22 protein-coding genes and 3 tRNA genes are annotated in these 21,865 nt (G+C 39.2%); 21 read left to right on the plus strand and 4 right to left on the minus strand.

Annotation, left to right across the window (positions count from 1 at the left end; all coding sequences use genetic code 11):
- Positions 1–6 precede the first annotated feature (6 nt).
- The 6 genes from yabN (at position 7) to T479_RS00405 (ending at position 3,803) form a co-directional block, all read left to right on the plus strand.
- Complete coding sequence (gene yabN, locus T479_RS00380; RefSeq protein ID WP_024362598.1) at positions 7–1,470, plus strand: bifunctional methyltransferase/pyrophosphohydrolase YabN; 1,464 nt, start codon at positions 7–9, stop codon at positions 1,468–1,470.
- 4 nt (positions 1,471–1,474) lie between these two features.
- Positions 1,475–1,765, plus strand: coding sequence for an RNA-binding S4 domain-containing protein (locus T479_RS00385; RefSeq protein WP_024362599.1), 291 nt, complete (start codon positions 1,475–1,477; stop codon positions 1,763–1,765).
- Between the two features lie 266 nt (positions 1,766–2,031).
- Positions 2,032–2,331 carry a sporulation protein YabP gene (yabP, locus tag T479_RS00390; protein WP_004229167.1) on the plus strand — a complete coding sequence of 100 codons (300 nt, stop codon included), beginning with the start codon at positions 2,032–2,034 and terminating at the stop codon, positions 2,329–2,331.
- A complete protein-coding gene (yabQ, locus tag T479_RS00395; RefSeq protein ID WP_024362600.1) occupies positions 2,328–2,819 on the plus strand; it encodes a spore cortex biosynthesis protein YabQ in 492 nt (163 codons plus the stop codon). Before yabP ends, yabQ begins: the two co-directional genes overlap by 4 nt.
- A 16-nt stretch (positions 2,820–2,835) precedes the next feature.
- Positions 2,836–3,240: an FtsB family cell division protein gene (locus T479_RS00400; protein ID WP_024362601.1), complete on the plus strand. Its 405-nt coding sequence runs from the start codon at positions 2,836–2,838 to the stop codon at positions 3,238–3,240.
- 134 nt (positions 3,241–3,374) lie between these two features.
- Entirely contained in the window at positions 3,375–3,803 is a 429-nt protein-coding gene (locus tag T479_RS00405; RefSeq protein WP_024362602.1) for a S1 domain-containing RNA-binding protein, read from the plus strand.
- 179 nt (positions 3,804–3,982) lie between these two features.
- Here T479_RS00405 and T479_RS00410 read toward each other — a convergent pair whose 3' ends face one another.
- From T479_RS00410 to T479_RS00425, 4 genes are all read right to left on the minus strand, one after another.
- A complete protein-coding gene (locus tag T479_RS00410; protein ID WP_024362603.1) occupies positions 3,983–4,231 on the minus strand; it encodes an SND2/TMEM208 family protein in 249 nt (82 codons plus the stop codon).
- A 316-nt stretch (positions 4,232–4,547) separates the two neighbouring features.
- Positions 4,548–4,619, minus strand: a tRNA-Glu gene (locus T479_RS00415).
- Between the two features lie 5 nt (positions 4,620–4,624).
- Positions 4,625–4,701, minus strand: a tRNA-Met gene (locus tag T479_RS00420).
- Between the two features lie 10 nt (positions 4,702–4,711).
- A tRNA-Gly gene (locus tag T479_RS00425) sits at positions 4,712–4,786 on the minus strand.
- A gap of 373 nt (positions 4,787–5,159) precedes the next feature.
- Here T479_RS00425 and T479_RS00430 point away from each other — a divergent pair.
- The 15 genes from T479_RS00430 to folK all read left to right on the plus strand — a co-directional run bounded on the left by T479_RS00430 (position 5,160) and on the right by folK (position 21,772).
- Entirely contained in the window at positions 5,160–7,553 is a 2,394-nt protein-coding gene (locus T479_RS00430; protein WP_024362604.1) for a SpoIIE family protein phosphatase, read from the plus strand.
- A 28-nt stretch (positions 7,554–7,581) separates the two neighbouring features.
- Positions 7,582–8,988, plus strand: a complete 1,407-nt coding sequence (gene tilS, locus T479_RS00435; protein ID WP_025218331.1) for a tRNA lysidine(34) synthetase TilS — start codon at positions 7,582–7,584, stop codon at positions 8,986–8,988.
- A 68-nt stretch (positions 8,989–9,056) separates the two neighbouring features.
- Complete coding sequence (gene hpt / locus T479_RS00440; protein WP_025218332.1) at positions 9,057–9,599, plus strand: hypoxanthine phosphoribosyltransferase; 543 nt, start codon at positions 9,057–9,059, stop codon at positions 9,597–9,599.
- Positions 9,600–9,879: 280 nt separating this feature from the next.
- A complete protein-coding gene (gene ftsH, locus T479_RS00445; RefSeq protein WP_025218333.1) occupies positions 9,880–11,907 on the plus strand; it encodes an ATP-dependent zinc metalloprotease FtsH in 2,028 nt (675 codons plus the stop codon).
- A 122-nt stretch (positions 11,908–12,029) separates the two neighbouring features.
- Positions 12,030–12,863, plus strand: coding sequence for an aldo/keto reductase (locus T479_RS00450; protein WP_025218334.1), 834 nt, complete (start codon positions 12,030–12,032; stop codon positions 12,861–12,863).
- Positions 12,864–13,117: 254 nt separating this feature from the next.
- Positions 13,118–13,885 carry a type III pantothenate kinase gene (locus T479_RS00455; protein WP_025218335.1) on the plus strand — a complete coding sequence of 256 codons (768 nt, stop codon included), beginning with the start codon at positions 13,118–13,120 and terminating at the stop codon, positions 13,883–13,885.
- A gap of 21 nt (positions 13,886–13,906) precedes the next feature.
- On the plus strand, positions 13,907–14,788 hold the full coding sequence (gene hslO, locus T479_RS00460) for an Hsp33 family molecular chaperone HslO (RefSeq protein ID WP_024362610.1): 882 nt from the start codon (positions 13,907–13,909) through the stop codon (positions 14,786–14,788).
- Positions 14,772–15,737, plus strand: coding sequence for a peptidyl-prolyl cis-trans isomerase (locus T479_RS00465; RefSeq protein WP_024362611.1), 966 nt, complete (start codon positions 14,772–14,774; stop codon positions 15,735–15,737). Before hslO ends, T479_RS00465 begins: the two co-directional genes overlap by 17 nt.
- Positions 15,738–15,889: 152 nt before the next feature.
- A complete protein-coding gene (gene cysK / locus T479_RS00470) occupies positions 15,890–16,819 on the plus strand; it encodes a cysteine synthase A (RefSeq protein ID WP_024362612.1) in 930 nt (309 codons plus the stop codon).
- Between the two features lie 370 nt (positions 16,820–17,189).
- Positions 17,190–18,599 carry an anthranilate synthase component I family protein gene (locus tag T479_RS00475; RefSeq protein ID WP_024362613.1) on the plus strand — a complete coding sequence of 470 codons (1,410 nt, stop codon included), beginning with the start codon at positions 17,190–17,192 and terminating at the stop codon, positions 18,597–18,599.
- Entirely contained in the window at positions 18,596–19,177 is a 582-nt protein-coding gene (pabA, locus tag T479_RS00480) for an aminodeoxychorismate/anthranilate synthase component II (protein ID WP_024362614.1), read from the plus strand. The genes T479_RS00475 and pabA overlap by 4 nt, the downstream gene beginning before the upstream one ends.
- Position 19,178: 1 nt before the next feature.
- Entirely contained in the window at positions 19,179–20,018 is an 840-nt protein-coding gene (gene pabC, locus T479_RS00485; RefSeq protein ID WP_025218336.1) for an aminodeoxychorismate lyase, read from the plus strand.
- A 13-nt stretch (positions 20,019–20,031) separates the two neighbouring features.
- The gene (gene folP, locus T479_RS00490) at positions 20,032–20,886 is read left to right on the plus strand and encodes a dihydropteroate synthase (protein ID WP_025218337.1); all 855 of its coding nucleotides are present in this window, start codon (positions 20,032–20,034) and stop codon (positions 20,884–20,886) included.
- Complete coding sequence (gene folB / locus T479_RS00495) at positions 20,886–21,251, plus strand: dihydroneopterin aldolase (protein ID WP_024362617.1); 366 nt, start codon at positions 20,886–20,888, stop codon at positions 21,249–21,251. Before folP ends, folB begins: the two co-directional genes overlap by 1 nt.
- Entirely contained in the window at positions 21,251–21,772 is a 522-nt protein-coding gene (gene folK, locus T479_RS00500) for a 2-amino-4-hydroxy-6-hydroxymethyldihydropteridine diphosphokinase (protein WP_025218338.1), read from the plus strand. Before folB ends, folK begins: the two co-directional genes overlap by 1 nt.
- Positions 21,773–21,865: the final 93 nt, after the last annotated feature.

Here is a 21,865-nt window from a genome sequence, read left to right on the forward strand (position 1 = left end):
GAATGAATGAATAATACATTAACAATAATTGGTCTTGGCGCTGGTGATTTCAATCAGTTGCAAATGGGCGTATATAAAAAATTAATGGCAGCCGAAAAGTTATTTGTTCGGACGGTGGATCATCCAGTATTAGATGAGTTAGCTAACGAAGGCTTACAATTTGAAAGCTTTGATGCAATATATGAAAAGCATCATACGTTCCAGCCAGTGTATGAAGAAATTGCACAACGATTAATTGAAGCGACTAAAATTGGAGATGTGATGTATGCTGTTCCAGGCCATCCGCTAGTGGCAGAGCAAACAGTGCAATTGCTAATTCAAGCTGCGGATGAAGGTAAAGTGAAGGTAGTGATTGAAGGCGGACAAAGCTTCTTAGATCCTATTTTTGGTGCGTTAAAAATCGATCCGATTGAGGGCTTTCAATTACTCGATGGCACAAGCTTTTCCATGCATGACATTAATATGCGTCAGCACATTTTAATTGCGCAAGTATATGATACATTTAGTGCATCTGAAGTAAAGCTGACTTTAATGGAAAAATATGATGATGAATATCCGGTAACTGTTGTTACGGCAGCGGGTTCCTCACAAGAGAAGCTTGTAACAGTGCCACTGTATGAGCTAGATCAAAGCGTTGAAGTAAATAATTTAACAACGGTTTATGTACCTCCAGTCACATCACAGGAAGAGGCTTTACGTGATTGGACAACATTCCGCCAAATAATTGCCACTTTACGTGGGCCAAATGGCTGCCCATGGGATCGAAAACAAACACATGAATCACTTAAAAAATATTTACTAGAAGAAGCACATGAATATTTGGCCGCTGTAGATGCAGAAGATGATTTTGCGATGATCGAAGAACTTGGAGATGTGTTACTACAAGTATTTTTACATGCACAAATAGGAGAAGATCAAGGCTACTTCACACTTGAGGACGTGTTGGCTTCCGTTAGTGAAAAAATGATTCGTCGACATCCTCATGTATTTGGAGATGTATCAGTGGAGGATGCAGATGGTGTTGTCGCTAATTGGGAAGCGATTAAGGCAGAAGAAAAGGGTATTAGTGACAAACCACTGCTAGAAGAAGAATACCGCCCGTCATCCGCGTTGCAAACGGCATACAATTATCAAAAAAAGGCTGCAAAAGTTGGCTTTGATTGGCCAGATGTAGAAGGTGCTTGGGATAAGTTTGCGGAAGAGTGGCAGGAATTTCGTCAGGAAGTGGCGAAAGGGTCTAATGGAACACGACTCGATGAATTTGGCGATGTTTTGTTTACACTTGTAAACTTAGCGCGCTTTTATAAGCTATCACCTGAAGAAGCAATGTTGCATGCAAATGAGAAATTTGCACGACGTTTTGGCTATGTTGAAGCGAAGGTAAAGGCGAGCGGTCAGCCATTTTCAAATTATACACTAGAACAATTAGATGCTTTTTGGGATGAAGCCAAGCAGCTTGAGAAGGAGTAAAAACATGCGATTAGATAAATTTTTAAAAGTTTCACGATTAATCAAACGACGTACGTTAGCAAAAGAAGTCGCTGACCAAGGTCGTATTACTATTAATGGTAAAGTAGCGAAGGCTAGTAGCAGTGTGAAGGCTGGCGATGAATTAGCAATTCGCTTCGGTCAAAAAATTGTTACAGCACGTGTGGAAGAATTACGTGATACAGTGAAAAAAGAAGATGCAGCAAAGATGTTTACAATTTTAAAAGAAGAGCGTCTTGAAAAGGTTGAGCCTGAATTTATTGATGATGAGGACTAATAAAAATTACTTTAGTAGAAACCTGCGCTAATGTAGGCGGGCAAAACGCTAGCTAAAAAGACGAGAAGGTGCTAGTGATAATATATAGTTGTGCAGGATTGCCAACAATTTGAATGGCAGTTTTGCCAAAGTGTCATGGATAGCAGTGTAGGTAACGTTGTAAATTTTTCTTCTTAAAAGTAAGGCAACTTCCATAAAGTTTGTCATGCTTTGAAGGTTGTCCGCATAAAGTGAACAGAAGCTAGGACGACTAAAGGAGGAAAAAAATGACGCTACATCAAGAAAGTAATCGTTACACAATTCCATCTGGAGAGCATATTTTAACGATTCGTAATCGTAAAAGAATGGACATGACTTCTGTAAAATCAATTGAACGCTTTGATCAGGAAGAGTTTTTTATCAAGACGTCCCAAGGGCATTTATTGATTCGTGGAGAGGAACTGCATATCGTTCACTTAGATGTTGACAAAGGGTTATTGACACTTGAAGGAACTGTAAAAACCTTGCAGTATGACGAGGAGGAAAGTGGCTTCTCGAAAGGTTTCCTTCATAAATTGTTTGGATGATTGTTAGTCAGCAATTCGTTCAGCTATTAGTCATGGTTGTGAGCGGTATAGCAGTGGGATTTATAATTGATAGTGTAAGGCTCATAGTTTTTTCAACTCCAAAAAAGTCAAGCCTCCGAAAGTGGATGATGGTGTTAGAGCTACTGACATGGATTCTGCTTGGAGGGTTAACGTATTATTTATTATTTTGGCTAAAAGATGGCGCGTGGCGGGCTTACGACCCGCTAGCGCAGATTGCTGGTATATTTTTATATCAGACTTTTTTTCAAACCTTTTTACGTTTCATGGCACGCATTGTAGTGAATATAACATGGAGACCTTTTTGGTTTATTGTCCGATTAATAATCGCTATTATTCGACAAATATTACAGATATTCATTAAAATTGCTGCGTTCGTCTTAAGGCCTTTTGTCAAAATTTATTCGTATTTGTCCTACACTTTATTAAAAAAATTTCGATATATCAAGTATAATAAAAGACAACAATAACTTCGGAGGTGCGGGCATGACTAGACGTCATTCATCAAAAGATGAACAGAAAAACTACACCAAGCTTGATAATGACTATGTCCGTAACACGGATAAGGCTATAAATCGTAAAGTGCAATCGCGTAAACGAAAAATGCGTCGTATTGTCTTTTTTGCGATTGCGCCAGTCGTTATCATCGCCTTTCTCTTAAATATACTTGCCCATCAGTCTGAAACGCTAGCTACAAAGGAAAAGAAAAAAGAAGAAGCCAATCAGCATTTGATGAAGGTAAAAGAGGAACAGGATTCACTCAATCTTAAAATTAAACAATTAGAAGATGATGAGTATATTGCAAAGTTATTGCGTAAAGAGTACTTCTTATCTGAGGAAGGCGAAATTATTTTCATTATGCCAGATAAGGAAGATAAAAAAGACGACTGAAAAGCTATGTATTGTTGACACTCTTTTTTAGTTATATATAATGAAAAGAGAAACTTATTGAAGTAAAAAGTTTGATTAAATTGATTACATGGCTCAAAAGAGTCGCTTAATTTTTAAGGAGGAGCATTTTTTTTATGTCAATTGAAGTAGGCAGCAAGGTACAAGGTAAAGTAACAGGAATCACAAATTTTGGAGCATTCGTTGAGCTGCCAGACGGCAAAACAGGCTTAGTACACATCAGTGAAGTTGCTGACAATTATGTAAAAGATATCAATGAGCATCTAAAAGTTGGAGATGAAGTTGAAGTAAAAGTGATGAATGTTGAAGCGGATGGAAAGATCGGTCTTTCAATCCGTAAAGCAAAGCCTCAAGCTGAGAGACCAGAGCGTCCTCAACGTCCGCGTCGTGACAATCGTTCTAACGATCGTAACGAACGCCATCAGCCGAAGGAAAACTTTGAGCAAAAAATGGCACGTTTCTTAAAAGATAGTGATGAGCGTTTAGCAACATTAAAACGTGCTACAGAGTCAAAACGTGGTGGTCGCGGGGCTAGAAGAGGGTAGTTTGCTGACTGTTTTAATCGTAGAAAAAGTGTATTAAATAGAACGGAGATTAGCTTTTGTTTATGACAAAGGCTAATCTTTTTTGGTTTAAAGTCTATAGAATATGTATATTTGGAATGATAAGGGTCAAAAAAAACGTAATTCCAAAAGATTGAAACTACGCAAATAAAGAAAACACCTTATAATGTTGAGGTTGGTCTTTTCTTCTTCTTAGGAGCAGGTGCAGGTTGCTCCTGTGTTGTTTTAACTGTCTTTTGCGCTGGCTGGGACACCATTTTTACGAGTAAGTACACGCCGTATACGCTTACGACTAGTCCAGTAAGGAGTAAAAATATTTGTATGGCAAACGGTAAGTTAATGAGTATGGATACGAGAATAATCATGGAGCCACTCCCGCAAATTAAAGCTGCTTTCGTTAATAAACTCAAAGAAAGGTAACCTCCTAATAACATGTGCATTTTATCATAAGTATGCCATAGTTTTGGCAAAGAGGCATACGAAAAGTGCTGATGTAAGTTGGTAAGGCATTATAGCCAATTAATATGGATGTTGATTTGCACTGAGGATGGACTTGCCATGTGATGCTCAACAAGTACTATCGGTTCTTGTTTACAAAAGGTTTCACTTCAGTATTGTTAAAAACACAAAAAAAATAAAAGGCATCAAGGAGTTAAACTTCACTCTTGATGCCTTTTATCGACAATTTAAACGGCTTAGAAAATACTTCTAAGCCATTTTGCAGTATGACCCCTACGGGATTCGAACCCGTGTTACCGCCGTGAAAGGGCGGTGTCTTAACCGCTTGACCAAGGGGCCAATTATGGTGGCGGCCGAGGGGATCGAACCCCCGACCTTACGGGTATGAACCGTACGCTCTAGCCAGCTGAGCTAGGCCGCCGAAATGTTATTGGAGCGGAAGACGAGGTTCGAACTCGCGACCCCCACCTTGGCAAGGTGGTGTTCTACCACTGAACTACTTCCGCATTTCTTTTTTAAGGACAAGTTAAATAATACAATCCATTAAACCAAGTGTCAATATTCTTTATGAAAAAAGTTTAATAAAAATCTTAAAAAAATGAAAAAGCATCTATTTGTATGAGAACAAACACCATGAGCGCATGAATATCAGCGCAAAAAATGACGTTAGCACCATAAAAACACGTAATAATAGAATATTCCGAAAAATATTTACTGTAATTTTGCTCAGTATCCTATTTTTTTAGTACTTGCTGACAATTAACGTATTTATGCATATGTATTCGTCGAAATGTTTATATTTTTTTTTGCCATCGTCAGACAATCTTTCCACACATAATTTCTTATAATAACGAAAAAGTGTAGAAAGGGGATTATGTAATGACTAGTGTTGAATGGTATGAAACAGCGAATGTAGACGACCAAAAATCGGGGGCAAGAAAAAGGCAATTGCTGATAGGTTCCCTATTTTTCTTAACATCCTTTTTTTTAGCTCAATCTGTGGTGTTTGAAGCAGCTGTACCTTTCTCTGTCCCGTTTTGGGCGATTATTCGCAGTAAATATAAAGAGTATGCGAAGTTCGTCTTAATAGGCGGTTTAATAGGCTGTTATTTCCTTGGTTTTGGACAAGTCCTCATTCTAGCATTACAAATAGGCATGTATGAATGTATACAACGTTTCCGATATTGGCAGTTACCTCAAAGTATTGCCGTTTCACTTGCAGTACTTATCGTACAAGTATTATGGCAAGGAGTAATGCACCAAGGGCTTCCGCCAGTGCTTGTACAATTTTATGTAGGATGTGAAGTAGCTTTAGCGCTCATTATGACGTTATTTATGCAAGTGCTTTTTGTTAACTCCTATGAGTGGTTTACAAGCCATTGGACATATGAACGGCTAGGCTCAGCATTAGTTGTATTTGCGGCTATGCTTACGGGGATGCAGGCCGTCGTCATTAGCTATTTTTCTCTACCCATTTTTTTATTACAACTACTTATTTGTTTTGGTGCATCGGTGGGAAGTGTGCCGCTAGCTACTGTAATAGGAGCGGTATTAGGAGCACTTATAGGTGTGGCAAAGTTATCTTTTACAGGGATGTTGTCGGTTGCAACCTTAACGGGGCTTTGTGCAGGTATGGGGGCTCGTGCAGGGAGATTTGGTGTAGCAATTGGTAGCATTTTGCCGAGTGTGTTTTTTTTATTTTATGACGCAACGTTGCCATTAGATAGCGTGTACTTCACGTCAATTGCTATAGGCAGTTTGCTTTTTTTAGTTCTTCCTAAAAGCTATTCAGATAAAGTGCGTAACAAGCTTTTCCCACAACGTGAAGAAGTGTTATTAGCTAGGCAACATTGGTTGACAGAACATGTTACATTTAAGCTAGAGCACTTTCAACATTTCGTTCATTTCATGAAAGAACTTGTATTTGAACGCTTTATGACGGCCCCTGTAGCAGTGAAAGAAGAAGTGGCTCCTATGAATACATGTTTAAGTTGTTTTCGCCATGATCGGTGCTGGGGAGCGCAAAATAATGGCATGGACAAGCTTATGACAGATTGGTTTCATATGAAAGGTGTAGGGAAAGAATCGTCTATCCACCGTGTGGAAGAGCAAATTCGATATAAATGTGTTAAATCAACAAAAATTTTCGAGGAATTGGAGACGGAACTGTATAGGGAGCGTATTAATGGACAGTATTTTCATGGTAAAAAAATGATTGCCCTTCAGTTACGCGATATGAGTAATCATCTTAGTCAGTTAATTGCAGAGATGAAAGAAGAAACAATCTCTTTCGTCAGCGTAGAGAAGGATATTATTCAACGCTTGAAGGATGCTCATATCGAGTGTTTTCAGCTTGATGTGCTGAGCAATAAGGCGGGAGCGCGAAAAATCGTATGTGCACTAGCTCCTGCACGTGTTAATTGGGAAGAGGATACAACAGTAGCAGAGCGTATGATTTTGCCAATTTTATACGATATTTTTGAAGAACCGTTTGAAATCGATAAAGTTGTTGCGTGTGATGTACCATTTCGTCACATTCAAGTAAGCTTTAGATCAGCTATTAGCTTTGAAGTAGAGTATGATATATATAGCATGTCAAAAGATGCAACGCTATATTCAGGTGATTCACACGCGCTATTCCAACTGCATCCAGGGTTATTTGCCATATTGTTGTCTGATGGTATGGGACAGAGTAAAGAAGCACAGCATGAGAGTAGAAAATTGATTCATTTAATGCGGGAATGTTTGAATTTCAATATGAATCCGGAGACCGCGATGCATACCTTACATTATGTGATGTCTCTTAAGCAACAGGATGATATGTACGCTACGCTCGACTTTGCTCTAGTCGATTTACAACATGGCGATTTATGGTCGTGGAAGGCGGGGGGCATGTCCACCTATATTTTACGAGGCAAAGAGGTATTGAAAGTAGAGAGTAACGCAGCACCTGTTGGGTTTTTGTCGATTTCGGCGGTTGAAGCTGAAAAAAGAAAGCTCAAGGCGGGCGATGTTATACTAATGCATTCCGATGGCCTGTTTTCAAGTATTGCCGATTGGGATGAGCAAGAAGAAGCCTTTTTAGCATTCGCACAGCAGGTAGCAAGCACAAATAAAACCATACAAGATAAGTTAACAACAATCATGCAGTCCTTCCAATCGTACTATGCAATAGAGGATGACTGTACGGTATTGATGTTAGAGGTTACCCACGTCGTGCCAACATGGGCTGTATTTAAACCGGCTCAATATTCCATGAGTAAATCTTCGTAAAAAGAAACGAAAAGGGGAGGAGAAGCGTTTGTCATTTGAATTAAAGGTCAAACAATATATTGATGAAGAGCAATTATTACAGCAAGACGACCATCTTCTCGTCGCCGTTTCGGGTGGTGTAGATTCAATGGCACTACTCCATTACTTTGTGAAAGCTAAAGAGCAATGGGGCATTGAGGTCGAGGCAGTGCATGTCGATCATATGTTAAGAGGTGAGGCATCCGCTGAGGATAGAGCTTTTGTCCAACGCTATTGCGATAAATATGGCATTAGGTTGCATGCAACAGCCATTCCCATTCCAGAAATTTTAGCACTGGAAAATGGCAACTCACAGTTAGTTTGTCGTAGAGAACGCTATCGTTATTTTGCAGAAGTTATACATAAAACGATGGCAACCAAGCTTGTAACTGCACATCATGCGGACGATCAACTGGAGTCAGTATTAATGGCCCTGACGAAAAATGCTACGATGAATAGTATGCAAGGTATTCGTCCAAAGCGTATTTTTGCAGGAAAATCATTAATTCGTCCGTTTTTAACGGTTACAAAGTCTGAAATAAGGGAATATTTACGGAAGCAGGGTTTGAATTATCGTGAAGATGCGAGCAATCTGAAAGACTCCTACGTAAGAAATCGTTATAGACACCACGTAGTACCCCTATTGGAGGCGGAAAACCCACGTGTAGCTGAGCAGACGAGTCGATTTACAAAGCATTTGCAAGAGGATGATGCGTACTTAATGACACTTGCACAAGACATATTTTCAAAAACAGTAAAAATATACAACGAAAATATGTATAGTATGGAGATAGAAGCATTTGAAATGGTAGCACCTGCTTTACAAAGGAGGCTCATTTTAATACTATTAAACTATCTTTACAAAGATTCAAATACGATACAAAGTTATGCTATCTTAACTTCGCTTTTAAAGCTTTGTGAAACAACATCTGGGTATGCAGAAATTCACTTACCAGAAGGTTTTATGGCAGTTCGCTGTTATGGCAAATTGACGATTCAGAAAAGCGAATCATTAGAAAGTGAAATTTACCCTGAAAAAGGAATTGTTTTAACTGCTAATGATAGGACAACATTAAAAAATGGTGTCCGTCTATCTGTCGTTAAGCTGTCTGAATTAGCATCCGAATTGCTTACGGATAGTGCACAACTTTTTTACTTTAACGCTAACAAACTTACACTTCCACTCTATATTAGGGCACGTAAGGAAGGAGACCGAATGCTGTTAAAAGGAATGGATAAGCCAAAACGTTTATCTCGCCTTTTTATAGATGAAAAGATTCCTTTAAATGAGCGAAATAGCTGGCCGTTACTGATTTCTCAATCTAACGAGGTCGTAGCGGTAATTGGTGTGCGTATGGGTGTTTATTTTTCAACTACACCGCAACCAAGCGATGATACAGTGCTCATCGTAGACTAATGGTCTTTGTAAAATATTTCACCTACATACAGGTTGAAAATTTTTGATACACACGAGGAGGAATCAATATGTTACAAAATGACATCGAAAAAATTATGATTACAGAAGAACAACTGCAAGAAAGAATCGCTGAGCTAGGTGCCCAATTGACAGAGGAATATCAAGATTCATTCCCGTTAGCTGTTGGCGTACTTAAAGGCGCGATGCCCTTCATGACAGACTTAATGAAACGTTTTGATTCTTTTATTGAGCTAGATTTTATGGATGTATCTAGCTATGGTAATGCGACTGTTTCATCTGGTGAAGTGAAAATTTTAAAGGATTTAAACACAAGTGTTGAAGGTCGTGATGTATTAATTATCGAGGACATCATCGATAGCGGATTAACACTAAGCTATTTGGTGGATTTATTTAAATACCGTAAAGCAAAATCCATTAAAATTGTAACGCTTTTAGACAAACCATCAGGGCGAAAAGTAAACCTTGCTGCTGATTATGTTGGCTTCAAAGTTCCCGATGGCTTTGTTGTTGGCTATGGTTTAGACTACGCTGAGAAATACCGTAATTTACCGTATATTGGTATTTTAAAGCCGGAAGTTTATTCATTTTAATGCCTTAGCCCACTTGGATTAAAAAGTGGGTACAAGTTAATGCCTCCAGCGGATGACTTAGTTAAAAAACAATTCTCTTTCGGACGCATCGAAAGCTGCGCCAAAAGAGAATTACCGGTTGCAAATTCGCTGGGATTGTAATTAGTGGGAGTAAATATGTTTAGATTTCGACAAAATTCGAACGAAACTTTTTTTAAGTAAGGCTTTTCGTTGTATGATGAAATCATGATATGTTAAGATTTTACTTATAATTTTTCTGTTTGTAATGAGGAGGCTGGAGATGAATCGAATATTTCGATATACCATATTCTATTTACTGATTTTCCTAGTGATCATTGGTATATTTGGTACTTTCAATGGCGGTAAATCGCCGACGAAAGAAATTACTTACCCAGAGTTTTTAGAAGCTCTTGATAAGAATGAAATTACAGAAGCAAAAATTCAACCTGATAAATCAGTATATATTGTTGAAGGTTCCATGAAAGGTTATGAAAAAGGCGAAAGTTTCACAGTGAACCTTCCCCGCGATAACCAATCATTGATGGATCGAATCGATGAAGCTGCTAAGGATAAGAATAGCAATATAGATTTCTTGAAAGCACCAGAAACGAGTGGATGGGTACAGTTCTTTACAGGTATTATTCCATTCATCATTATCATCTTCTTATTCTTCTTCCTAATGAGTCAATCTCAAGGTGGCGGCAATAAAGTAATGAGTTTTGGTAAAAGTAAAGCTAAGCTTTATGATGACCAAAAGAAAAAAGTTCGTTTTACTGATGTAGCGGGTGCAGATGAAGAGAAAGCGGAACTTGTAGAGGTCGTTGATTTCTTAAAGGATCACCGCAAATTCACTGAAATAGGTGCTCGTATTCCAAAAGGTATCTTACTTGTAGGTCCTCCAGGTACAGGTAAAACATTACTTGCTCGTGCAGTAGCAGGTGAAGCTGGCGTACCATTCTTCTCGATTTCAGGTTCTGACTTCGTGGAAATGTTTGTCGGTGTAGGTGCTTCACGTGTGCGTGATTTATTCGAAAATGCGAAGAAAAATGCTCCATGTATCATTTTCATTGATGAAATTGATGCTGTAGGTCGTCAGCGTGGTGCTGGTCTTGGCGGTGGTCACGATGAACGTGAGCAAACATTGAACCAATTATTAGTTGAAATGGATGGCTTCGGTGCAAACGAAGGGATTATTATTATCGCAGCAACAAACCGTCCAGATATTTTAGATAAAGCGTTATTACGTCCTGGTCGTTTTGACCGTCAAATTACAGTGGGACATCCTGATGTAAAAGGTCGTGAAGCCATTCTAAAAGTGCATGCTCGCAATAAGCCTCTTTCGGATTCAGTCGATTTAGCAGCTGTAGCACAACGTACACCAGGCTTCTCGGGTGCGGATTTAGAAAACTTATTAAACGAAGCTGCACTTGTAGCAGCACGTAAAAGTAAACGTACGATTAATATGGCCGATATTGATGAGGCATCTGACCGTGTTATTGCAGGTCCAGCGAAAGCGAGCCGCGTTTACTCTGCAAAAGAGAAAAAGCTTGTATCCTTCCATGAAGCGGGTCACGTTGTTGTTGGTCTAGAGCTTGATGAAGCAGATACAGTTCATAAAGTAACAATCGTACCACGTGGTCAAGCGGGTGGTTATGCGATTATGTTACCGAAGGAAGAACGTTTCTTCACAACAAAACAAGAGCTGTTAGACCGTATTGCGGGACTTCTTGGTGGTCGTGTAGCTGAAGAAATCGTGCTAGGTGAAGTATCTACTGGGGCTCATAATGACTTCCAAAAGGTAACAAGCATTGCACGTGCAATGGTTACAGAATATGGTATGAGTGAAAATCTTGGTGCGATGCAATTTGGGTCAAGTCAAGGTGGGAATGTATTCCTTGGTCGTGACTTCAACTCTGATCAAAACTACTCAGATTCAATTGCTTATGAAATCGATAAAGAAATGCAAAAAATTATCGATACGCAGTATGAACGTACTAAACGTATTCTGACAGAAAAACGCCATTTACTTGATTTAATTGCGAATACTTTAATGGAAAAAGAAACATTAAATGCGCAAGAAATCGAACATTTACGTGATCATGGTGTTTTACCAGAACCTGAAGCGGCGGAAAACGTTGTAGAACAAGCGCCTAAAGCTGAAGCACAACCAACTTTAGAAAAAGTCGGTAAACCTGTTCTTGAAAAAGAATTGCTAAGCGAAGCGCCAAATCCAACAACAGCGGATTTACCAAAAGAAGGTTTCGACCAAAAGGATGCTCCTAAAGGGATCGACGAAAAACGTGATTAATCACATAAAAGACTGCTTATGAAATTTTCATAAGCAGTCTTTTTCTTTGCTTTTTTTTTGCATGAAGCATTACGATATAAATAGTATGTTATGCATCTGCATAATGGATAGGAGTGTTGAACATGGAAAACGTAACATTGAATAATGGACTAGAAATGCCTTTAGTAGGCTATGGTGTATTCCGTGTACCAGATGGAGATGATTTGGCTGATGCTGTTAAAACAGCTATCGCAAAAGGTTATCGTAGCATAGATACTGCACAAGTGTACCGTAATGAGGAAAGCGTTGGGCGAGGAATTCGCGCAACAATTGATGAAGGTCTAGTTGCGCGTGAGGAGCTTTTTGTAACTTCAAAAGTTTGGAATGACGGACTTTCTTATGAAGAGACACTTGCCGCATACGCTAGCAGTTTGGAAAAATTAGGTTTAGATTATTTAGATTTATATTTAATTCATTGGCCAGGTTTAGATACGAACTATATTGAGGCATATAAAGCGCTTGAAAAAATTTATCAGGACGGGCGTGTTCGTTCCATTGGTGTCAGCAATTTTCATGTACATCATTTAGAACATTTATTAAAAGAAACAACGGTTATTCCTGTTATCAATCAAATAGAATTTCACCCCCATCTGACACAGGAAGAAGTACGTAATTATTGTAAAGAACATCGTATTCAAGTTGAAGCATGGTCACCATTAATGAATGGTTCTTTGTTGGAGGAAGCGTTAATTCAACAGTTAGCAAGTAAATACAACAAAACACCAGCACAAATCGTTTTGCGATATGATGTTCAACATGGTGTTGTAACAATCCCAAAAACAATGACACCATCACGTATGACTGAAAACTTAGATGTTTTTGATTTTGCATTAGCTGATGAAGAAATGGCACAGTTAGATGCTATGAATGACGGCTTACGTTGCGGACCAGACCCTGAAAAATTTAATTTTAAATAATGGTTACGGAGCTACCTTTTAAAATGTAGGGTGGCTCCTTTTATCGTAAGTAGTAATGCTATTTCATTGGCTTAAAAGTGTGGTATCATTTTCTAAAGTGTTCAAACTTTATTTGGTGTTCAGCGAAGCGCCTTCTTAAACTGAAAATAAGCGCCTCTAGTTCGATGAAGTGAAGTTACACAAACAAACGTTTGTTGATAGTAATGAAACTCAGTCGGTTTCATGGGGGCGAATTTGATATGGAGGCATCGGCCATGATTTTAGTATTGGATGCAGGAAATTCAAATATTGTATTGGGAGTCTATGATACAAATGATCAGCTCGCTTTTCATTGGCGAATGGTTACGGATCTTCATAAAACGGAAGACGAATATGCGATGCAAGTACTCGCTTTTTTTAACCATGCAGGCATTTCATTTGAACAAATTACTGGCATTATTATATCCTCGGTTGTACCGCCGATTATGTTTTCGTTAGAAGCAATGTGCAAAAAATATTTCCGGAAAAAACCATTGGTCGTTGGACCCGGTGTAAAAACAGGTTTAAACATTAAATATGAAAACCCACGAGAGGTTGGTTCAGATCGAATCGTAAACGCTATAGCAGCGCTCGATGCTTATAAAGCACCGTTAATTATTGTGGATTTTGGTACGGCAACAACATATTGTTATTTGAATGAAAAAGGCGATTATATGGGCGGTGCTATTGCTCCAGGCATTTCGATTTCAACAGAGGCACTTTATACGCAGGCAGCTCGATTACCACGTATTGAAATTCTTCGATCTACACATATTGTTGGAAAAACAACCGTTTCTGCGATGCAGGCCGGCATTTTTTATGGTTTTGTTGGACAAGTGGAGGGCATTGTTAATCGCATGAAGGCACAAAGTAAAGAAGAGCCACTTGTTATTGCAACTGGAGGATTAGCCAATTTAATTGCTGGGGAGACGCAAGTGATAGATGTCGTTGATCCATTTTTAACATTAAAAGGTTTATATAAGTTATATAAACGTAACCAATAAGAAAAGAGGGACTTTTCATTTATGAAAGATTATTTAGTTCGAGGTTTAGGATTTAATGGGCAGGTGCGTGTTTTCGCTGCTTGTACAACAGCAACTGTAGGAGAAGCACAACGCCGTCATAATACATGGCCAGTTGTGTCTGCAGCTCTTGGTCGTTCCATGACTGCTGGTGTCATGATGGGAGCTATGTTAAAAGGTCAAGAAAAGATTACCATTAAAATCGAAGGTAATGGTCCAATCGGTCCTATGGTAATTGATAGTAACGCTCAAGGTGAAGTGCGTGGTTTTGTAACAAATCCACACGTGCATTTTGATTTAAACGAACAAGGCAAGTTGGATGTACGAGCTGGTGTCGGGACGGAAGGCGCGTTAACGATTGTCAAGGATCTGGGCTTACGTGATATGTTCTCTGGCCAAACACCAATTATATCTGGAGAAATTGCAGAAGATTTTACTTACTATTTTGCAACATCTGAACAGGTGCCTTCATCTGTAGGGCTTGGTGTACTAGTTAATCCGGATAATTCTATTCTAGCAGCGGGCGGCTTTATTCTTCAACTTATGCCGGGCTGTGAAGAAGAAACAATCGACGCAATCGAGCAACATTTAGCGACGCTAGAGCCTGTATCGAAAATGATTGAAAAGGGCTATACACCAGAGCAAATATTAGAGGCTGTATTAGGAGAAGGAAAAGTCCAAATTTTAGATTCAATGCCGGTTGAATTTAAATGTCAATGTTCAAAAGAGCGATTTGGTGCGGCAATTTTAGGTTTGGGTTCGCAGGAAATTCAAGAAATGATTGATGAAGATGGTGCGGCTGAAGCACAATGTCACTTCTGTTTAGAAACATATCATTTCTCAAAAGAAGAACTAGAAGGTTTTATCGATGAGCTCAACGCGTAATCGGAGACCACAGACATCTTCAACACCCAACCAAACGCCCTTATTGCAACGCCGTTTAAAAACAAAGCCGGCTTTAATAGTTATTGCTATCTTATTACTAGGGAATTTTTTATGGTTTATTGCTTGGTTAATTCCAAATAAAGGTCAGGAAATTGGTAGCGACGAACAAGTCGCTGCCGTTGATGGCGATGTAATAACACGCCAAGAGTGGATGATTGCTATGGAAGAACGCTATGGTAAAGAAACTCTCCAAAACTTAGTGAATGAATCTGTTATGGAAAAGGCTGCTGATAAATATAAAATAAAAGTGTCTAATCAAGAGATTGATTTAGAACTTGCGTTAATGCGTTCAGCTCAAGATAAATTCGATACAGCATTGCAAAATCTTTCGGCCGACCAGTTAAAGCAGAAAATTCGCTCTGGGCTTATTTTAGATAAAGTACTAACAAAAGATGTTGTGATTAAAGAAGACAGTATTAAAAAATACTATGAAGAAAATAAAGCGTTATATAATACTGACACAAGTTATCGTACAAATTTTATTGAGGTAGACTCAAAAAAAGCTGCTGAAGAAGCGTTAAGTGAACTAAAAAATGGGTCTGATTTTTCTGTGCTGGCACGTGAAATTTCAATTGACAGTGCATCGGCTAGCTTAGGTGGAGACATAGGGTTCTTAACAGAGAAGCAGGGCAATATTGATCCAGCTCTGTTAAAAGCGGTTAAAACGTTATCGGCAAATGAAATTAGTAAGGTATTTAAGTTAGATAATGGCCATTACGGAATCGTGCAAGTTCAAGAAGTAATAGAAGGTCAATCCTTTACATATGACGATGTGAAAGAACATATCGAACGGGAGCTTGCGTTGGAGCAATTGCAACAATCAATAACACCTGAAGCATTTTGGTCTGAATTTAAGGCGACTTGGTATTATGGTGAAGAAAAGAAATGATAAAAGGAAGCCAGAAAGTAACGTACTTTCTGGCTTCAAATAAATATTCTGAAAATATAAGCTTTATTGATTGACAATGCAACTGGAAAATTGATAAAATACAAAATAAGTAAAACCTATAAAATTAGTAGGGATTAGGAGTGGAATAATAAATGAGTAGATTAGCGAACTCAGTAGCTGAATTAGTTGGTAAAACACCAATTGTAAAATTAAATCATGCAACAAGTGAAAATGAAGGTACTGTATATGTTAAATTAGAGTATTTTAACCCAGGGAGCTCAGTAAAGGACCGTTTAGCGTTGGCGATGATTGAAGCTGCTGAAAAAGACGGAACGTTAAAACCAGGTGGTACGATTATTGAACCTACTTCTGGTAATACAGGAATTGGATTAGCAATGATTGCTGCAGCTAAGGGCTATAAAGCAATTTTAGTAATGCCAGAAACAATGAGTTTAGAGCGACGTAATTTACTGCGTGCTTATGGTGCTGATTTAGTGTTAACACCTGGACCAGCTGGCATGAAAGGTGCCATTTCAAAGGCGGAAGAGTTATCTGCAGAGCACGGATACTTTTTACCACAGCAATTCACTAACCCAGCAAACGCAGTTGTTCACCGTTTAACAACAGGGCCAGAAATCGTGGAAGCTTTTGACGGCTTGAAATTAGATGGATTTGTTGCAGGTGTTGGTACAGGTGGTACAATTACGGGTGCTGGTAGCGTATTAAAAGAGAAGTACCCAGAAATTGAAATTATTGCTGTAGAGCCAAAAGATTCTCCAGTACTTTCAGGAGGTCAACCAGGTCCACATAAAATCCAAGGTATTGGTGCTGGATTCGTGCCTTCTGTTTTAGATACAGACGTTTATTCTTCAGTATTCCCTGTAGAAAATGAAATTGCGTTTGAAGTAGCACGTAAAGTAGCGCGTGAAGAGGGTATTCTATGCGGTATTTCTTCAGGTGCAGCAATCTATGCAGCAATTGAGACAGCAAAACGCTTAGGTAAGGGCTCAAATGTCCTTGCAATCGTACCTTCAAATGGTGAGCGTTACCTATCTACACCTTTATACCAATTTGAAGACTAATTTTCAGACAAAATGACATCCTTCTAAAAGGGAGTCTTATAGACTGTAGGCAATCTCAAAAATTTGAGAGTGTGCCTACAGTTTTTTTTTATGGAAGAGCCGCTATTTGACGAGAAGGAGCAACTTTTAGTCTGCAACTTAATTCTTAAAAAGACTATATACAAAACGCCTACATGGAACAAAAATGGCTGATATTCCCTCGCTATTTTGAGCAAGAAATCGTGCTATTAGACATGAACAGTATTGGCAATCGGTTGTAGCAAGAAGTGGCATATATAGTTATTTATTTTAGGAGCAAAAAAAATTCGCATCTCTGCATTTTTCACGTTAAGATGGAATCACATCATATGATCCAAAGGGGAAGAGCAACGTGAATACATTATCTACGAAATCAGTGAAAATGGACGCAGATGCGTTTTTTTATAGCTATAAAAAGCAAACGACAGATGAAAAAGCCCATGTATTTTTAGAGAGTGGACGTGGCGGGCACTATTCGATCGCCGCATGGCAGCCATTAGCAACTGCTCAATCAATTGAGGGTGGTTTGCTTATAGAGTGGAGAGATGGCACTCGCGAAATGTTATACGGGGAGCCACTTGATTTGTTAGAACAGTTAGTAGCGAACTATCAATTAACTTATGATGCTAAACTGCCTGTTTTCCAAGGAGGCGCCATCGGTTTTGTGTCATATGATTACGCACGGAAAATTGAGGAGCTGCCAGAACTAGCAACAGATGATTTAAAGGTGCCAGATATTTATTTTTATTTATTTGATTGTTGGGCAGTACATGATGTTAAGACAAATGAAGTAACGTTTATGAAGTTAGCAAACTGTGATGTGAACCTTGAAGAGCGAGCACATGCTTGGCAAGTAGCGGCACAGGAAGGTTTGCAGTTAAGGAAATTTGAAAAGACAAATGCTGTTGAAGTGGTAAATGATGAAAGTGAACTGCTTGTGTCATTTGCAGGCACTGCCTTTGAAGCTGCTGTGAGGAAAATTCAAAGCTATATAGCACAAGGTGACGTGTTTCAAGTGAATTTATCAGTTCGTCAATCGAAAAAATTAAATGCTACAGCAATGGATGTTTATGAAGCGTTACGTGCATTTAATCCTTCGCCATATATGGCGTATATTGAAGCCCCTGATTTTGCGGTTGTGTCTGGTTCACCAGAGCTATTGGTGAAACGCCAAGGTAAGGAGTTATCAACACGACCAATAGCAGGAACGCGTCCGAGAGGAAAGTCTGATGAACAAGACATTGCGTTGGCACAGGAGTTAATTGATAACGAGAAGGAGAGAGCAGAACATGTGATGCTCGTTGATTTAGAACGCAATGATTTAGGGAGAGTATCAGCATACGGTACAGTGGAGGTCGATGAGTTTATGGTCATTGAACGCTATTCCCATGTCATGCATATTGTGTCAAATGTGCGTGGTGAGATAGCTGAAGGAAAGACCAATGCGGATGTCGTTCGAGCGATGTTCCCAGGTGGGACGATTACAGGAGCACCTAAAATTCGTACGATGGAAATTATTGAAGAATTAGAACCAGTCCGTCGAGGGTTATATACGGGTTCCATTGGCTGGTTAGGCTATACAGGGGATATGGAGTTGAATATTGTAATACGAACAGCGTTTGTTAAAGATGGGATGGCCTATATCCAAGCTGGTGCAGGAATAGTTATTGATTCTGTTCCGGAAAGAGAATACCAAGAATCTTTAAATAAAGCAAAAGCTATGTGGCAGGCTAAGGCAATGGCGGAGGAGCGAGCAAAATGATTTTAATGATTGATAACTATGATTCTTTTACATATAATCTTGTGCAGTATTTTGGAGAATTTGGACATGAGTTAATTGTAAAAAGAAATGATTCGCTCACAATTGCGGATATTGAAAAACTTGCGCCCGATATGATTGTGATTTCTCCTGGGCCTTGTAGTCCGAACGAAGCTGGTGAAAGTCTAAACATCATTCGATATTTCGCGGGAAATATTCCTATTTTAGGGGTGTGTCTTGGACATCAAGCAATAGCTCAAGTTTTTGGAGGACATGTTATTCGTGCAGAACGTTTAATGCATGGTAAAACGTCTCCGGTGTTGCATGCGGAAAAGGGTCTACATGCAGGTATGCCCAATCCATTTCAAGCAACACGATATCATTCGCTCATTGTGGAAAAAGAAAGCTTACCAGCCTGTTTTGATGTGACAGCGTGGACTGCAGAAGGAGAAATTATGGGGATTCGGCATAAAGAGTATCCAATCGAAGGAGTTCAATATCATCCAGAATCTATTATGACGGAACAGGGGAAAAAGCTTCTACGTCATTTTATCGAATTGTATGTAGAAGGAGCGAAGTAATATGCAGTGCTGGTTGAACGGGAACTATGTAGCAGCGGAGGAATTGCGAATTTCACCATTTGACCATGGTTTTTTATATGGCTTAGGTTTTTTCGAGACGTTGCGTACTTACAATGGGAAGGTATTATTTTGGGAAGCGCATATGGAACGTTTACAAGCGGCACTTACGCAGTTCCATATTCATCTGCCTTATACAAAACAGGATTTACTAGCTGTTATTAAACAACTAAATTTAGCTGCCGGTGGGCAAGATGGTTATTTTCGTTTAAATGTATCTGCTGGGGAGCATAGTATAGGTTTGCAACCGAGCGAGTATACACAACCCAATGTAATCGTCTTTCGGAAAGAGTTGCCTGATACTCCTCGTGGTAAGGAAAAAACAGCGCAATGGTTAGAGGTAAGACGGAATACTCCTGAAGGCGTTTTACGTGTCAAGTCGCATCATTATGGCAATAACGTTTTAGGAAGGTTTGAAATGTCCTCTTTAGCCATGCAGGAAGGTTTCTTTTTAACAGAGGAGGGCTATGTGGCTGAAGGTGTCACTTCAAATATATTTTGGGTGAAAGATGATATACTATATACGCCTTCTTTAGAAGCGGGTATATTACCTGGTATTACGAGAGCATGGGTACTAGAACATGCGCAGTCAGTAGGTATTGAAATACGAGAAGGTTTATTTACTAAAAACGATGTGGAGCAAGGGAGCGAATGTTTTATTACAAACTCTGTGCAAGAGCTTGTTCCGATTTGCATGTTAGAAGATATTCAGTTGTTAGGCAATAAAGGACCGATTTATTTACGTTTACATGAGGCGTTTATCAAAGAGGTGGAACAACAATAGAAGGAGCATTAAAATGCTAGAAAACTATACAACACCGTTAACAATTAATGGGATTACTTTAGATTATAACAGTGAAACATTTATTATGGGTATTTTAAATGTCACGCCAGACTCTTTTTCAGATGGTGGGAAATATAATAACGTGGATGCCGCTGTAGAGCAGGCTAAAAAGATGGTAGCTGAAGGTGCGAAAATTATTGATGTTGGCGGTGAATCGACACGCCCTGGTTATGAGCGTATTTCTGATGATGATGAAATTGCGCGTATTGTACCGGTTATCCGGGAACTAGTAGCGGAAGTGCCAGCTATTATTTCAGTTGATACGTATAAAGCGAGCGTAGCACGGGCGGCGATTGAAGCGGGTGCTCATATTATTAATGATATTTGGGGTGCCAAATCAGAACCTGCCATTGCAGAAGTTGCTGCGGAACTAAATGTACCAATTATTTTAATGCATAATCGCGAAAACAAAGATTATGGAAGTAATTTTTGGGCAACAGCCAAAGCGGATTTAGAACAGAGTATTGCTATTGCGAAGAAGGCGGGTGTGCCTGATTCTCATATTATATTGGATCCAGGCATCGGTTTTGCTAAAACAACGGCTCAAAATATTGCAATGATGCAGCATCTAGCGGATTTAGTGAATATGGGATACCCTGTGTTATTAGCAACCTCGCGTAAGTCAATGATAGGCAACGTATTGCAGCTTCCTGTAGAAGAACGGATTGAAGGAACATGCGCAACTGTTGTTTATGGCATTGAAAAAGGTTGTCATCTAATCCGTGTGCATGATGTGAAAGAAATGGCTCGTGCTGCACATATGGCTGATGTGTTAGTTGGTAAACGTATTTATAAGGAGGAAGCGTAATGGACTATATTCATTTAAAGGACATGCAGTTTTATGGCTATCATGGTGTTTTAGCAGCAGAAACAACACTGGGCCAACGCTTCCGCGCCAATGTTTCATTAGCGGTTGATATGACTAAAGCGGGTGACACAGATGATTTAACGTATACTGTGAATTATGCTGAAGTGTATGCGCTTTGTCGTGATATCGTTGAGGGCGAGCCTTTTAAACTAATTGAAGCTCTTGTTGCGAAAATCGCTAATAGTATACTCTCTGCATATCCTGATAAGGTCAAAGGTGTACGAGTTGAGCTCATTAAACCAGATCCACCGATACATGGTTATTACAAAGAAGTTTCAGTTGAGATAACTAGAGGTGACTTCTAATGAATGACGTATATATATCGATTGGTACAAATATTGGTGAACGTTATGCCAACCTTCAGCGTGCAATCGAACTTTTAATGGAAAAAGAAGGGCTAGAAGTTATTGGGGTTTCTTCTATCTATGAAACAGCGGCTGTAGGTTTTACTGACCAAGCAGATTTTTTAAATATCGCGGTTCATGTTAGAACAAGTAGTTCATCTTGTGAAATGCTAAAGATTTGTCAGTCGGTAGAGAACGAGTTAGGTCGTGTTCGGGAGTTTCGATGGGGGCCTCGAATCATCGACCTTGACATTCTACTCTACAATCACGAAAATATTGAAACAGAGAGCTTACTTGTGCCACATCCAAGAATGTATGAACGAGCTTTCGTGTTAGTACCATTAATAGAAATTACGCCTACTCCATCTGGAGAGCAATTACAAAGAGCACACGCAACCCTGCAACAGATGAATTTGCAAGAGGAAGGCGTAACACTATGGAAGCAATCGGCGGATACGAGATTGATGCCGTCTATGAAATAATGTGCATAAGTTTGATTTGTGGAGAGCTTAATAATAAATGCCAAAAGCATTAACAATACATCTTTAGCAATGACGGGTGAAAGCCCATAGAAG

Source organism: Lysinibacillus sphaericus (genome assembly GCF_000600105.1).
GTDB lineage: Bacteria > Bacillota > Bacilli > Bacillales_A > Planococcaceae > Lysinibacillus > Lysinibacillus sphaericus.